Origin of the sequence: Pelomonas sp. SE-A7 (assembly GCF_030345705.1) — a bacterium.
Taxonomy (GTDB): Bacteria; Pseudomonadota; Gammaproteobacteria; order Burkholderiales; family Burkholderiaceae_C; genus JAUASW01.
Genome location: NZ_JAUASW010000003.1, coordinates 100,604 through 114,770, shown reverse-complemented (window position 1 = coordinate 114,770; position 14,167 = coordinate 100,604). Strand labels below are relative to the sequence as shown.

Here is a 14,167-nt window from a genome sequence, read left to right as displayed (position 1 = left end):
CTAGTCCATCCTCAGCACCAGCTCCCGCTGCGCGCGATTGCTGTTGCCATCGCTGACCTCGACCCGCAACCGATAGCGACCCGCCGGCAAGCCCGAGGGATCCCAGCGTCCCTCGACGGCCTTGCCGTCCCGCACCTGGTTGGCCAGCTGATAGCGGAACTGCGTGGCCCGCGCGCCGTGCACCGTGATGCCGCTGGCCGGCGCGTAGGCCAGCTTGACGCCCAGCTCGTCATCCACCGGCAGCTGCTCGAAGTTCAGGGTCTCGCGTGGTTGCTCGAAACCGGAGAGCGGCGTGCCGTCTTCGTTCAGCAATTGCCACGACAGCTTCTGCACGCCCAGGCGGCGGCGCTCCAGGTTGTCGTCGACCTGGTCCCAGGCATCGACCACGATCTGCAGCGGCGCGCGCGGCAGCAGCAGGGCGCCGGCCAGTTCGCGCTTGAGTCGCTTGCCGGCCGCGTCGAACAGCTCGATGGAATCTATGCGCGGCGCCACCGTGTCGATGAAGCCCTCGAAGCCCAGGCTCATGGCATCGCGGTAGAAGCCCGGTGCGCCTAGGGCCAGGTGCACATGGGCCATGGGGTTGATGAAGCCGATCACCTCGCCGGCCTTGAAGCGGGTGCCGCGGGCCACACGGACCCGTTCGACCTTGCCGGCGGCGTTGCGCACCAGGCTCATGCGCTGCGCGTCCAGCGGCTTGCCGAACTTGTCGCGGCCGACGCGGATGTGGATGTACTGCAGCGGCCCTATCGCCAGGCCCTCGCCGAGTCGCGCGAAGCCGCTGCTGGCGGCCGGGCTCAGCACCTTGCCGTCGGCGATGGTCAGGACCGCCTCGCCCGTGTCGCCGCGGATGTCCAGCCCGGCGTGCAGGTGGTGGCGGGAGTCCAGCTTGCGGTCCTTGCCGCGGCCGCCGCGCACCTCGCCCAGCAGGCCGACGACTTCATGCCAGCCCTGTTGCGGCCGCAGGGGCCAGCGCTTGGCCGTCTCCAGCGGCGGCTGCAGCAGCGCCGGGCCTAGCGGGCCGGACTCGCCCTCACCAGGCAAGACCTGATGAATACGGAAGGCCGGCGCATCGGCCACCAGCACCCGGCCGCGTGCATCGACGGCGATGCCACCCGGCCGCGAGAAGCGCAGCGCACCGCCGGTCAGGGCGAACACCTGGCGCTCCGGCGTGACCTGCAGCAAGCCGCCCTTGTTCATGGTGCCGACCAGCAGCACGCCGTCATGCGTGAAGGCCAGGCTGAGCGGTCGGCGCAGCAGGGCCTCGTCGTCCTCGTCGGGGCTGCGCAGCCAGGTCTGGACCTCGCCGCTGGCCGGATCGACCGAGCGGATCGCGTGGTTCTGCGTGTCGGCCACCCAGAGCAGGCCGTTCGCGTCCAGCGTGAGGCCGGAAGGCGTGTCGAACAGCGCCTTGGCGCCCGGGCCGTCGGCCTCGCCGGGCTTGTTGCCGCCGGCCAGCGTGGACACCTGGCCCTCGGGCGTGATCATGCGGATGCGGTCGTTGTGGGTGTCGGCGACGAAGACCCGTCCCTGGGCATCGACTGCCACTGCCAGCGGTGCATTGAAGCGCGCCTGCGCGCCTTCGCCGTCCTTCCAGCCGGGCTTGCCGTCGCCGGCCAGGGTCGTGACCTGGCCCTGCGGGCTCAGTTTGCGGATCGCATGGTTGCCGGTGTCGGCGATGTAGAGATTGCCTTCGCGGTCCAGCGCCAGGCCGGAGGGCGTATTGAAGCGGGCCTGGGCAGACGGGCCGTCCTGAAAGCCTTCTTCGCCGCCGGCCAGGCTGCTGAGCTGGCCGCGCTTGATGTCCAGCACGCGGATGCGGTTGGCCTCGCCGCCATCGGCGATGAAGAGTCGGCCGTCCGGCGCGGCGGCCAGGCCGTAGGGATCGGAAAAGCGCGCCTGGGCCGCAACACCATCACGCAGGCCGCTGGTGCCGTCGCCGGCCAGCAGGCTGATATGGGCCGGGCCGCCAATCAGCGTGGGAGCGGGCGGTGGCGGTGCGGCTTCGGCCGCCGGCACCGAGGCTGCGACGGGCGGCGCGGCGGCGGGCATGGCCACCTGGGGATGCTCGGGTGGCTCCAGCAACCAGGCCAGGCCGGCGGCCATGGCCAGCAGGCTCAGGAGCGCGGCCAGCGGCTTGCGAGAGCGGCGGCGCGGCGGACGGTGGGGCTTGTTCAATCCTTCAGGCATCGGCCGCGGATCGTAACCGTGCCCTGGGGCCGGGAGCGGCCCGGCACCGGGTTGACCTGCGCACGCGGCCGGCCCCGCTTGGGCAACAATCCGGGGCCCAACGGAGGAACCGACCTTGCCTGCCGCCCCCCGCTTCCCCTTCGCCGTCCTGTTGACCGCCCTGAGCCTGGCCCTGCCGCTGCAGGCCGCCACGCCCAAGGACAGCCTGGTCCAGGCCATGGCCTTCGACGACATCATCTCGATGGACCCGGCCGAAGCCTTCGAGATCGCCGCCGGCGAGATCGTCGGCAACACCTACGAACGGCTGACCCAGTTCGACATCGCCGACCCGAGCAAGCTCAGCGGCCAACTGGCCAAGGGCTGGACCGTGTCGGCCGATGGCAGGAGCTTCACGTTCGAGTTGCTGCCCAATCTGCGCTTCTCCTCGGGCAATGCGCTGACCGCCGAAGAAGTGGTGTGGTCGCTGCAGCGTGCCGTGCTGCTGGACAAGACGCCGGCCTTCATCCTCACCCAGCTGGGCCTGTCCAAGACCAATGTGGCCGAGAAGATCCGCCAGACCGGCCCGCTGACGCTGACCATGGAGACCGACAAGGCCTATGCGCCCAGCTTCGTGCTGAACTGCCTCAGCGCCAATGTGGCCTCGGTGCTGGACAAGAAGCTGCTGCTGTCCAAGGCCCAGGGCACGGACATGGGCAATGCCTGGCTCAAGCAGGGCCATGCCGGCTCCGGCCCCTACAAGCTGCGCGAATGGCGGGCCAACGAGCTGCTGGTGCTGGAGCGCAATGACCAGTACCACGGCAGGAAGCCGGCCCTGGTCCGCGCCATCTACCGCCATGTGAAGGAAGCCGCCACGCAGCGCCTGCTGCTGGAGAAGGGTGACATCGACATCGCCCGCAATCTGGCGCCGCAGGACATCGATGCGATGAAGGGCCGGCCCGAGGTCAAGCTCGACGCCACCACCAAGGGCACGATCTACTACCTGAGCCTGAACCAGAAGAACCCCCACCTGGCCAAGCCCGAGGTGCGCGAGGCCTTCAAGTGGCTGGTCGACTACGAGGCGATCGGCGCGACGCTGATCAAGAACATTGGTGTGGTCCACCAGAACCTGCTGCCGGTGGGCATGCTGGGCGCGGCCAGCGACAAGCCCTACAAGTACGACCCGGCCAAGGCCCAGGCCCTGCTGGCCAAGGCCGGTCTGCCGCAGGGCTTCAAGTTGACGCTGGACATGCGCACGGTGCAGCCGGTGCAGGGCATAGCCGAGGCGGTGCAGGCCTCGGCCCGCAAGGCCGGCATCAAGATCGAGATCATTCCCGGCGACGGCAAGCAGACCCTGACCAAATACCGCGCCCGCAAGCACGACATCTACATAGGCGAATGGGCCTCGGACTACTGGGACCCGCACAGCAATGCCGATGCCTTCACGCGCAATGTCGACAACAGCGACGAAGCCAAGCTCAAACCGCTGACCTGGCGCAATGCCTGGATTTCTCCCGAGCTGACCAAGAAGACCGACGCTGCGCTGCAGGAGCGCGACACGGCCAAGCGGGCCAAGGCCTACCAGGAGATCCAGGCCGAGTTCCGCAAGCAAAGCCCCTTCGTCATCGTCTACCAACAGACCGCGGTGGCCGCGCTGCGCAGCAACGTCGAGGGCTTCCGCATAGGGCCGACATCGGACACGACCTTCCTCGCGCCGGTGGTCAAGAAATAAGTGCCTAGTCTTCGGAAGTTCCTGCCCCGGGCCGTGGCCCGCACCGTGCTGAGCCTGGCCCTGACCTACCTGGGCCTGCTGGCGGTCACCTTCTTCATAGGCCGGGTCGTGCCCACCGATCCGGCCCTGGCCGTGGCCGGCGACCGGGCCAGCGAGGAGCAACTGCAAAGGGTGAGGCAGGAGCTGGGCCTGGACCGACCGCTGCTCTATCAGTTCGGCGTCTACCTGGGCAAGGTGGCGCGCGGCGACCTCGGCCAGTCCCTGCTGACCAGCAATCCGGTGGCCGAGGACATCGCCCGCGTGTTTCCGGCCACGCTGGAGCTGGCCACGGTCGGCATCGTCTTCGGCGTGCTGCTGGGCGTGCCGCTGGGTGTGTGGGCCGCGGTGCGGCGAGGCCGCTGGGTCGACCAGGGCCTGCGCGTGATCGGCCTGCTGGGCTACTCGGTGCCCATCTTCTGGCTGGGCCTGATGGGCCTGGTGCTGTTCTACGCCAAGCTGGGCTGGGTGGCCGGACCGGGCCGCATCGACATCGCCTACGAGTACAGCGTGCCTACGGTGAGCGGCCTGATCCTGCTCGACGCGGCGATGGCCGGTGAATGGGAGGCCTTCCGCAGCGCGCTCTCACATCTGGCTCTGCCGGGCGCTCTGCTGGGCTATTTCGCGATGGCCTACATCAGCCGCATGACGCGTAGCTTCATGCTCAAGGAGCTGGGCCAGGAGTACGTGGTGGCGGCGCGGGCCAAGGGCCTGTCGGAGGCGCGCATCGTCTGGCGCCATGCGCTGCGCAATGCCGCCGTGCCGCTGCTGACCGTGATCGCACTCAGTTATGCCGGCCTGCTGGAAGGCTCGGTGCTGACCGAGACCGTTTTCGCCTGGCCGGGCCTGGGCTTGTACATCACCAACGCGCTGCAGAACGCCGACATGAATGCGGTGCTGGGCGGCACCCTGGTGGTCGGCACGATCTTCATCTTCATCAACCTGCTGAGCGACCTGCTGTACCGCTGGCTGGACCCGAGGACGCGCTCATGAGGATGAAGGCGAGTTGGCGGCAATGGCTGCTCTCTGAGCAGCCGGCCTCGCGCAAGCAGGCCATGGCCGGCCGGGCCTACGAGACCTGGCGGCGCTTTGCCCGCAACCGCCTGGCCCTGGTCGGCCTGCTGCTGCTCGCCGGCCTGGTGCTGATGGCCCTGTTCGCGCCCTGGATCGCGCCCAGTGCGCCCGATGTCGGCGACCTGATGAACGCCCGGCTGCTGCCGCCCTCGTCAAGCCACTGGATGGGCACGGACGAGCAGGGCCGCGACATCTTCTCGCGCATAGTCTGGGGCTCGCGGATCACGCTCTTCGTCGTCACCCTGGTGGCGGTGCTGGCGGCGCCGGTGGGCCTGGTCATAGGCACGCTGGCCGGCTACTTCGGCGGCTGGGTCGATGCGCTCCTGATGCGGCTGACCGACATCTTCCTGGCGTTTCCCAAGCTGATCCTGGCCCTGGCCTTCGCCGCGGCCCTGGGACCGGGCATAGAGAACGCGGTGCTGGCCATTGCCATCACGGCCTGGCCGGCCTATGCCCGCATCGCCCGCGCCGAAACCCTGAGCCTGCGCCACAGCGACTTCATCGCGGCCGTGCGCCTGATGGGCGCCTCGCCCTGGCGCATAGTCAGCCGCCACCTGATGCCGCTGGGCCTGCCCTCGCTGATCGTGCGGGTCACGCTGGACATGGCCGGCATCATCCTCACCGCCGCCGGCCTGGGCTTCCTCGGTCTGGGGGCGCAACCGCCCAGCCCCGAATGGGGCGCGATGATCGCCGCCGGCCGCGCCTTCGTGCTGGACCAGTGGTGGGTGGCCGCCGGACCGGGCCTGGCCATCTTCATCGTGAGCCTGGCCTTCAACCTCTTGGGTGATGGCCTGCGCGATGCGCTCGATCCGAAAGACAGCGAATGAGCCCGGCATTGCTTGAAGTCGAGGACCTGCGCGTCAGCTATCCGGCGCGCGACGGCGGCCGTATCGAGGCGGTGCGCGGCGTCAGCTTCACGCTAGGCCGCGAACGCCTGGGCATCGTCGGCGAATCGGGCTCCGGCAAGTCGCAGACCGGCCGCGCCATCCTGGGCCTGTCGGCGCCAGGCGCCCGGGTCGAGGCCCAGGCCTTGCGTTTCGATGGCCTGGATCTGCTCGCCTGTCCGCCCGCCCAGCGGCGCGCGCTGCGGGGCCGCCGCATGGCCCTGGTGATGCAGGATCCCAAGTTCTCGCTCAACCCGGTGATGCGCATTGGCGGCCAGATCGTCGAGGCGCTGCGCACCCATCAGCGCTGCAGCGCATCAGAGGCCACGAAACGCATGCTCGCGGCGCTGGAGACCGTGGGAATCGATGAGCCCGAGCGCGTGGCCCGGCTCTATCCGCACGAGGTCTCGGGCGGCATGGGCCAGCGCGTGATGATCGCGATGATGACCATCGCCGAACCTGAGCTCTTGATCGCCGACGAGCCGACCTCGGCCCTGGACGTCAGCGTCCAGCTGCAGGTGCTCGCCGTTTTGGATCGCCTGGTGCGTGAACGCAATATGGGCCTGGTCTTCATCTCGCACGACCTGCGCCTGGTCGCCAGCTTCTGCGACCGGGTGCTGGTGATGTATGCCGGCCGCGTGGTCGAGCAGCTCGAGGCCAGCCGGCTGCATGAGGCGCAGCACCCCTACACCCGCGGCCTGCTGGACTGCCTGCCGCGGCTGGACGCGCCCCGCCATCCGCTGCCCACGCTGCAGCGCGACGAAGCCTGGAAGACCGCATGAGCGCGATGAATACCCTGCTCAGCCTGGACCAGCTGGAAGTCCGTTTCGGCGACTTCGTGGCCCTGCGCGATTTCAGCCTGGAACTGAGAGAAGGCGAGAGCCTCGGCCTGGTCGGCGAATCGGGCTCGGGCAAGTCCACGGCCCTGCGCGCCATCTGCGGCCTGGCGCCGCTGGCGGGCGGCAGGCTGCAGCTGGGCGACGGCTCGGTCCGGCCCGGCAGCAAGGCCTTTGCCCGCCGGGTGCAGATGGTGTTCCAGGATCCCTATGGCAGCCTGCATCCGCGCCAGACCGTGGACCGGATGCTGGCCGAGCCGCTGGCCATCCATGGCCTGGTCGAAGGGGCGGAGCGGCGCATCGAAGCGGCGCTGCAAGCGGTCGGTCTGGGTCACGGCTACCGCTTCCGTTACGCGCATCAGCTCTCGGGCGGCCAGCGCCAGCGCGTGGCCATCGCCCGTGCCCTGATGCTGGAGCCGCGTCTGCTGCTGCTGGACGAGCCCACCTCGGCCCTCGATGCCTCGGTCCAGGCCGAGGTCCTGAACCTGCTGGACCAACTGCGCCGCGAGCGCGGCCTCAGCTACCTGATGGTCAGCCACGACCTCGGCGTGGTTGGTCATCTGTGCGAGCGCGTGGTCGTGATGCAGGGCGGCCGCCAGGTCGAGACCCTGGGGCGTGAGCAGCTGGCCGCCGGCGCGGTGGGCCAGGACTACACGCGTTCGCTGCTGAGGGCGGCGGCGGGCTTCGTCAGGACCTAGCGGCTCCGGGGGCTCAGCCCTTCCAGGTGAAGGGGAAGAGCAGCTGCTTCAGAAAGCCGCGCGGCACATAGTCGCCGATCACGCCGTAGCGCTCCGGCCATTGGCGTTCCGAATGGACGGCCGTGCCGAACAGGTGGTCCAGGAAGGCGAAGTGGGCCGCGTAGTTGCGGTCCACCGCCTCCGGGTCCTGCGCATGGTGCCAATGGTGGAAGTTGGGCGTGACTATCAGGTGCCGCAGCGGCCCCAGGCCCACGCTCACGTTGGCATGGTTGAAGACGGCCTGGAAGCCGACCACCACGATGTAGGCATCGATCACCGGCTTGCTGAAGCCCAGCAGGTAGATGGAGGCCAGGATCAGGGTGCGGGTGAGTATCAGCTCGATGATGTGCAGGCGCGAGCCCGCCAGCCAGTCCATGTGCTCGATGCTGTGATGCACGGCATGCAGGCGCCACAGCAGCGGCACCTGGTGGTAGGCCCGGTGTATCCAGTACTGCACCAGGTCGGCCACCAGGATGATGAGGAACAGCGCCAGGCCAAAGTTCAGCTGCCCGATCCAGCCTCGCAAGCCATCGTGAGCGGCCCAGCCGAACAAACGGTGCACCAGCAAATTCGTGACCAGCAGCAGAAAGCCCACCAGCATGTGGTTGACCATGAAGTGCTGGAAATCGGTCTGCCAGTCGGCGCGGAACACCGGCTGGTCCTTGCGCAGCCCGAACAGCTTTTCGATGAAGACGAACATCAGCGTGGAGCCCAGCAGGTCCAGCACGAACCAGTCCAGGCCGAGGTAGGGCGTGTGCTCGGGGAAGTCGCTGTCCACCGGCACCTTGTGGCCTCCCAGCAGCAGCGAAACGGCGATCAGGGCGAAGCTGGCCGAGGCCAGCCAGCGGGCCCGGCCGCGGATGACGTTGTAGAGCGCGATGGCGCCGGACAGCACCAGGGCCCAGAACAGCAGCAGGCGCAGGCTGTCGACCCGGTACGACTTGCGCAGCTGCGGCGTCGTCAGGTACTCGGGCCAATGAAAGGCCAGCACGCCGAGCAGGCACAGCATGGCCAGTGCCAGCGCGATCACGCCGGAGGCCAGGCCCTGGCCGCGAGGCAGGCGGCCATGCGATTCGCTGAGCCGGTTGAGCTTGTCAAGGGTGCGCATGGGGATACCGAGCTTCGATGCCGCCGGTCCGCAGCCGACCTAGTCGCGCACGAACACCATGCCCAGCACGCCGAAGCTCACCAGCTTGTCGCTGACCGTGGAGTAGGACGCCAGGCCCAGCGAGTGGTACTTGGAGGCAAAGGCCGTGAGGTGGCCGACGCCCAGCACCTTGTCCATCTGGCTGCGCTCTGACACGGCCTGCTTGATCTTTTCGCGATGCTGGTCCGGCGACGGGTTGGTCGCAAAGGCGGCCACCACCAGGGCGGCGGCGGCCAGCAGGGGGATCATCGTCTTGGCCATGGGGCTCCTTCGTGCTTCAGGCCGGGACGGCCGGCAGCGGATAGTCGTAGCGGATGAAGCCGCGGTGCTCGGCCAGCTTGTCGTAAAGGCCGCGGGCCACGCGATTGTGGTCCTGCGTCAGCCAGTAGCAGCGGCCGGCGCCGCGGCGCACGGCCTCGGCGGCCACCGCTTCTATCAGCGCTTCGCCCACGCCGCGGCCCCGGGCGGCCGGCGCGGTGAACAGGTCCTGCAGGTAGCAGACCTGGGGCGCCCAGGTGCTGCCGTGGAACAGGAAGTGCACCAGGCCGACCAGCTCGCCGTCGAGGTAGGCGCCCAGGCCGTGGACCTGCCGGTCCTCCATCAGCCATTGCCAGGCGCGCTCCAGCTCGGCGTCGGTGATGGGCGTTTCGTAGAAGGCCTTGTAGCCGCGGGCCAGCGGCTCCCAGGCGGCGCGGTCTGCGGGGCTTAGCTTGGCAACTTGCAGGCTCATGGGCTCAGGGCTCCAGGGTCTTGAACATCACATGGGCATCGACATAGCCCAGGCTCTTGTGCTTGAAGGCACCAGGCAGTGTGCCGACGATCTCGAAGCCCAGCTTCTGCCACAGGCGCACCGCGCCGACATTGGTCGAGACCACCAGGTTGAATTGCATGGCGCGGTAGCCGCGGCGCAGCGCCTCGTGCTGCGAGTGCTCGCACATCAGCGAGGCCAGGCCCTGGCCGCGGGCCTCGGGATCGACCAGGTAGCCGCAGTTGCACACATGGCCGCCCAGCCCCGGCTGGTTGGGCTTGAGTCCATAGCTGCCGAGCAGCTTGCCCTCGTCATCGACGACGACAAACGTGGCCTCGGGGCCTTCTATCCATGCCTTGTGGATCTCGGCCTCGCTGCTGTCCGGTGCGTAGGCATAGGTGTCGCCGGCCGAGAACACGGCGTGCAGCAGCGGCCACAGAGCGGGCCAGTCTTGCGGTTGGTATGGCCGTATCAACGGCACATCAATTCCGTCAGCGATTCCGCGGCGATCGCCCAGTCTGCGTCGTCCTCGATGGCCTCGCGCAGAAAGCTGGCCTGCACCGGCGTCCACATGGGCGCATCCTGGATGGCGCAGCCCTGGCATTGCGGCCGGTGCTTGGCGATGAAGGCCTCGATGGCGGCCGGCTCGTGGGGCAGGCCCAGCTGCTTGAAAAGGTCGACCAGGCTGTGGATAGGCGATTCCATGGTGGCTTCTCCCGTGATGGAGTACAGGCAGGGCTCAGCGGCTCAGGCCGCGGGCCGCGATCGGCCACAGGGCCTCGACCCGGCCCTGGCGCACGGCGACCAGCTCGTCGTGCAGGTTGAAGGTGGGGTCGCAATGGCCGGGCACCAGCCAGACCTGCTCGCCCAGCTGGGGCCGGCGCGTGTCGGGGCCCTGGGCTTGCAGGATGCCGTGCTCGTCATTGGCCGAGGTGTAGACCAGGTCGAGCCGTTCGCCGTCGGGGCCCCAGACCAGGGGCAGGCCGGAATCGACCGCCAGCGACTTGAGGCCGGCGTCCAGCACCAGGCGTTCGCCATTGCCCTGGCTCATCAGCGTGCTGGCCAGGAACAGCGCATGCTCGAAGCGCAGCGAGCCGGCGAATTCGTTGCGGCCGTAGTCCATGTCCATGCCTATGTAGGAGCCGGGCTGGACCTCGGTGTAGACGCCGTTGGCCAGGTCGAACTCCACCGTGCCGCTGCCGCCGCCGGTGATGACCTCGCAGTGCACGCCGGCTGCTTGCAGCGCCTTGGCGACGGCGCCGGTGCGCTCCGAGGCACCGGCTGCGGCGGCCCGCCGTTCCTCATGGCTGCGCAGATGCTGGATGCTGCCCAGGTAGGCCTGCAGGCCCTTGAAGCGCAGCTGCTCCGGATGGGCCTGGATGCGTTCGATCAGGGCCAGCACGGCCGGTGCATCGGCCACGCCGCAGCGGTTCTGGCCTATGTTGATCTCGACCAGCAACTCGATCCGGCTGCCGGCCGCGGCGCAGGCAGCGGCGAGGTCGGCAATCTGGCTGGCATGGTCCACGCAGATCGACAGCCGGCAATGGCGCGCCAGCTCGGCCGCCAGGGCGGCCTTGGCCGGGCCGACCGGCTCGTTGCTGATCAGCACGTCCTGGATGCCGGCGGCCACGAAGGGATAGGCCTCGCTGATCTTCTGGCAGCAGATGCCCACGGCGCCACGCTGTACTTGGAGCAGCGAGATGTCGGGGCACTTGTGGGCCTTGGCATGGGGGCGCAAAACCACGCCGGCTGCGTCGGCCGCGGCCTGCATGCGGTCCAGGTTGCGCTCGAAGGCATCCAGTTCCAGCAGCAGGGCCGGCGTGTCGACCGCCGAGACCGGATCGCCGACGCGGGCAGCGGGTGGCAGGGCGGGGAAGGGGGGTGTTGCTGCGGTCACGGCGCTGGGGGAGCGAGAGGGGTCCGGGCATGATACCCAGCGCCCACTCCCCCTGCGTGCGCAGGCCTACAGCTCCAGCTCACCGCGAATGGCCCGGGCTTCGGCCTGGGTCAGCGCCATCTCGCGGCCCTTGAACCACCAGTACAAGGCGAAGCAGATCACCCCGCTGGCCTCGACGTAGAACAGCGGCACGACCGGATTGCAATCGCTCCTGTAGTTGAGCGCGAAGGCCGCAGCCGGAAACAGCACCATGCCGGCCGCGCAGAGCCGGTAGATCAGCAGGAAGTGCTCGCGCTTGCGCTGATCCTCGACCATGTGCAGGGTGTCGCCGGCGCACCAGATGCAGACATAGCTGATGCAGACGAAGAACAGCACCGACAGCGTGCCGTGCAGCGAGGTGCGGTTGCAGTTCTGCTGGCCGTCCCAGGCCATGGGGATCAGGGCGACCAGCACGGCCAGGCCTCCGGCAAGGTTGAGGGCGATGTTCTCGCGGCGGCTGTAGCCCTTGTAGAGGAACAGGAAGATGCCGATGGCGAACAGCAGGCCGACGAACCAGTCGCGCATGGAGCGGCCCTGGCTGGCCGCGTGGTAGTAGGCGCTCATCGAGCCCGGCGGATCGAAATGGGCCCAGGCCTCGCCGCCAATCCACAGCACGAAGGGGAAGGCCAGGGCGACCAGGGCGATGCCCAGGCGCAGCGTGTAGTACGTCGACAGCACATGCTTTTCCAGCTTGAACGGCTTGCTTTCGCTCATGGGGCCTCCGTTTTGGTAACGCTTTGGAAACTCCATGCTCCTCCTGGCAGGGGGCGGCGCGCGTACAGTCAAACCCACGTTTTGGCCGCTTCCATCCCCAGTGCTTATGACGAATCTGCCCCGCCTGGCCCTGATCGCTCACGACCACAAGAAGGACAGCATGATCCTGCTGGCCGGCGAGCACCTGGCGCTGCTGCAGCGCTGCCGCCTGATGGGCACCGGTACCACCGGCGGACGGCTGCAGCGCGAGCTGGGCCTGACGGTGGAATGCCTGCTCAGCGGCCCCATGGGCGGCGACCTGCAGATCGGCGCCCGCCTGGCGGTAGGCGAGGTGGATGCGGTGATCTTTCTGCGCGACCCGATGACGCCGCAGCCGCACGAGCCCGACATCAATGCCCTGGTGCGCGCCTGCGACGTGCATGACGTGCCCTGCGCCACCAATCTGAGCAGCGCCCGGCTGCTGCTGCGGGCGCTGGCCGACGAGTTGTAGGCCGCGCGACTAGCGGCAGGCCTTGGCGTCCAGCAGGCGCTTGTTCAGCTCCAGCTGCAAGGGCTTGTTGTCGCGGTTGGCCAGCTTGTTGATCTCGATCTCGATGTCGCGGATCTCGCGCGGCGAGGCGCAGGCTTTGGCAAGCTGCTGGCCGTTGCTGCGCGGACCGCGATCCACGTCGTCGAAAGCCACGACCAGGCCATTGCGCAGCGAGACATGCAGGCTGCGGCCCGGGCGCTGGTAGCTCAGCTGCTCGGTCTGGTCGGCGCCGATCTGGCCCTGGCTGCTGCGCAGCGGGCTGCCCAGGGCGGCGTCGAGCTCGGCCCGGGTCATGCCGACCAGGGGGCGGCCGGCGCTGATGGCTTCGCGGATCAGGCGGCGCTGCTCCAGCTCGCGCAGCTGGCCGGCATAGTCGGGCGCCGAAGCCGGCGCACCGGGGCGCTGGTCGCGGAGCTCAAGCTTCTGTTGCGCGGCCCCGCTTGGACAAGCCTGCTGCTGGTAGCTGAGGCTGCCGTCGGCGAGCCGGCATTGGTACTGGGCCAGGGCCGGCAGCGAGGCTGCGGCCAGGGCGAGCAGGGTGAGCGGGGTGAGGGTCTGGCGCATGGTCTGCGCCCAACGGCTGCCGCGCCGCGGAAGTTGACCCGGCAGCGTCCCTCCTATCGGGGGCCCTTCAAGCCTGCAGCGGCATCCAGATCTCGGTGTGCAGCTTCTCCGGCGGCGTGTTCTGCGGGCTGTTGAGCATCAGCTCCAGCGGTGGCAGCTCGCGCAGCTTCTCGCCCGAGGCCGGCAGCCAGTCGCGATAGATCGCGGCCCAGGTCCGGTGCAGGTTCGAGTACGGGCCGATATGGGTGAACACCGCATAGCGGCCGGCTGCCACCTCCTGCCATTGCAGCGTGCCACTGAGCGGCAGCTCGGGCCGCTCGCAGCGGCCGCTGCCTTCGGCCATCGAGTAGCCGAAGATCAGGCCGGCCACATAACGGCAATGCGGATCGTCCGGGCCCTTGGGGTCGTCGGGCACCAGGCACATCCAGCTGCCGACCCGGGCCTGCAAGCCCAGCGGACCTATGCAGGCCTGCAGCTCGGCATAGGCCTGCTGCGCGGCCCGGACCATGGTGTTGGCGACCATGCCGCGGCCGGTGGCCGTGAGTGCGGTCAGGCCTTCGGGGAGCTGGGCCTGGCGGGTGGGGGTGATGAGCATCGGAGTGTCCAGGTCTGAGGGTTGAACCAGGTCGGGTCGCCGCCAGGGCGGCAGTGCGGCGGGCTGGGCCAGGCCGCGCCTGATGTCAGTCGGCGTGCAGCCGAGCTCGCGGCGCATGGCCTTGGCCAACGCCTGCGCCGATTCGAAGCCGACCTCCAGCGCAATCTCCAGCACCGGCTCGGCGCCGCTGACCAGCAGGGCGCAGGCGCGCTGCAGCCGCCGCCACGCCAGGTAGCTGGCCACGCTGCAGCCCACATGAGCCTGGAAGATGCGGTGGAAATGAAAGCGCGACAGCGCCGCCTTCTCGGCCAGCAGTTCCGCCGTCAGCGGCTGGTCCAGCCGGGCCTCGACCAGGTCCAGCGCGCGCTGCAGGCACTGGGCCTGGCGGCTGTTGCCCAGGGACAGAAAGGGTGGGTTGCGGGACATGGGGGCATTGTGGGCGGCGTGCCGCAGCGGCGCGTGTCCGACAGTG

General features: G+C 68.9%; 16 protein-coding genes. 6 read left to right on the top strand and 10 right to left on the bottom strand.

Annotated features, from left to right (window positions below; genetic code table 11):
- Positions 1–2,187 (bottom strand): NHL repeat-containing protein, encoded by a 2,187-nt coding sequence (locus tag QT382_RS18505; protein WP_289255597.1) that lies wholly within the window; start codon positions 2,185–2,187, stop codon positions 1–3.
- 115 nt (positions 2,188–2,302) lie between these two features.
- On the opposite strand from QT382_RS18505, the gene QT382_RS18500 reads away from it, so the two are divergent.
- Genes QT382_RS18500 through QT382_RS18480 form a run of 5 tightly spaced genes read left to right on the top strand, consistent with a single transcriptional unit; the run spans position 2,303 to position 7,423 of the window.
- Positions 2,303–3,895: an ABC transporter substrate-binding protein gene (locus QT382_RS18500; RefSeq protein ID WP_289255596.1), complete on the top strand. Its 1,593-nt coding sequence runs from the start codon at positions 2,303–2,305 to the stop codon at positions 3,893–3,895.
- Positions 3,896–4,924, top strand: coding sequence for an ABC transporter permease (locus tag QT382_RS18495; protein WP_289255595.1), 1,029 nt, complete (start codon positions 3,896–3,898; stop codon positions 4,922–4,924).
- Positions 4,921–5,832 carry a nickel transporter permease gene (nikC, locus tag QT382_RS18490; protein WP_502929924.1) on the top strand — a complete coding sequence of 304 codons (912 nt, stop codon included), beginning with the start codon at positions 4,921–4,923 and terminating at the stop codon, positions 5,830–5,832. The genes QT382_RS18495 and nikC overlap by 4 nt, the downstream gene beginning before the upstream one ends.
- Positions 5,829–6,671 carry an ABC transporter ATP-binding protein gene (locus tag QT382_RS18485; protein ID WP_289255594.1) on the top strand — a complete coding sequence of 281 codons (843 nt, stop codon included), beginning with the start codon at positions 5,829–5,831 and terminating at the stop codon, positions 6,669–6,671. The genes nikC and QT382_RS18485 overlap by 4 nt, the downstream gene beginning before the upstream one ends.
- The gene (locus tag QT382_RS18480; RefSeq protein ID WP_502929923.1) at positions 6,668–7,423 is read left to right on the top strand and encodes an ABC transporter ATP-binding protein; all 756 of its coding nucleotides are present in this window, start codon (positions 6,668–6,670) and stop codon (positions 7,421–7,423) included. The genes QT382_RS18485 and QT382_RS18480 overlap by 4 nt, the downstream gene beginning before the upstream one ends.
- Before the next feature lie 13 nt (positions 7,424–7,436).
- On the opposite strand, the gene QT382_RS18475 is transcribed toward QT382_RS18480, so the two are convergent.
- The 7 genes from QT382_RS18475 to QT382_RS18445 all read right to left on the bottom strand — a co-directional run bounded on the left by QT382_RS18475 (position 7,437) and on the right by QT382_RS18445 (position 12,007).
- Positions 7,437–8,570: a sterol desaturase family protein gene (locus QT382_RS18475; RefSeq protein WP_289255592.1), complete on the bottom strand. Its 1,134-nt coding sequence runs from the start codon at positions 8,568–8,570 to the stop codon at positions 7,437–7,439.
- Positions 8,571–8,609: 39 nt separating this feature from the next.
- Positions 8,610–8,870, bottom strand: coding sequence for a hypothetical protein (locus QT382_RS18470; protein WP_289255591.1), 261 nt, complete (start codon positions 8,868–8,870; stop codon positions 8,610–8,612).
- 16 nt (positions 8,871–8,886) lie between these two features.
- Positions 8,887–9,339, bottom strand: coding sequence for a GNAT family N-acetyltransferase (locus tag QT382_RS18465; RefSeq protein ID WP_289255590.1), 453 nt, complete (start codon positions 9,337–9,339; stop codon positions 8,887–8,889).
- 4 nt (positions 9,340–9,343) lie between these two features.
- Positions 9,344–9,838: a GNAT family N-acetyltransferase gene (locus QT382_RS18460; RefSeq protein ID WP_289255589.1), complete on the bottom strand. Its 495-nt coding sequence runs from the start codon at positions 9,836–9,838 to the stop codon at positions 9,344–9,346.
- A complete protein-coding gene (locus QT382_RS18455) occupies positions 9,829–10,062 on the bottom strand; it encodes a DUF2789 family protein (protein ID WP_289255588.1) in 234 nt (77 codons plus the stop codon). The genes QT382_RS18460 and QT382_RS18455 overlap by 10 nt, the downstream gene beginning before the upstream one ends.
- Positions 10,063–10,096: 34 nt before the next feature.
- Entirely contained in the window at positions 10,097–11,254 is a 1,158-nt protein-coding gene (locus tag QT382_RS18450; protein ID WP_289255587.1) for a DSD1 family PLP-dependent enzyme, read from the bottom strand.
- 66 nt (positions 11,255–11,320) lie between these two features.
- Positions 11,321–12,007 (bottom strand): hypothetical protein, encoded by a 687-nt coding sequence (locus QT382_RS18445; protein WP_289255586.1) that lies wholly within the window; start codon positions 12,005–12,007, stop codon positions 11,321–11,323.
- A gap of 106 nt (positions 12,008–12,113) precedes the next feature.
- Here QT382_RS18445 and QT382_RS18440 point away from each other — a divergent pair, with 106 nt between their 5' ends.
- Positions 12,114–12,497, top strand: a complete 384-nt coding sequence (locus QT382_RS18440) for a methylglyoxal synthase (protein WP_289255585.1) — start codon at positions 12,114–12,116, stop codon at positions 12,495–12,497.
- Between the two features lie 9 nt (positions 12,498–12,506).
- On the opposite strand, the gene QT382_RS18435 is transcribed toward QT382_RS18440, so the two are convergent.
- Together QT382_RS18435 and QT382_RS18430 are read right to left on the bottom strand one after the other, a co-directional pair.
- Positions 12,507–13,100 carry a DUF4124 domain-containing protein gene (locus QT382_RS18435; RefSeq protein WP_289255584.1) on the bottom strand — a complete coding sequence of 198 codons (594 nt, stop codon included), beginning with the start codon at positions 13,098–13,100 and terminating at the stop codon, positions 12,507–12,509.
- A gap of 67 nt (positions 13,101–13,167) precedes the next feature.
- Positions 13,168–14,121, bottom strand: a complete 954-nt coding sequence (locus QT382_RS18430; RefSeq protein WP_289255583.1) for an AraC family transcriptional regulator — start codon at positions 14,119–14,121, stop codon at positions 13,168–13,170.
- Positions 14,122–14,167: the final 46 nt, after the last annotated feature.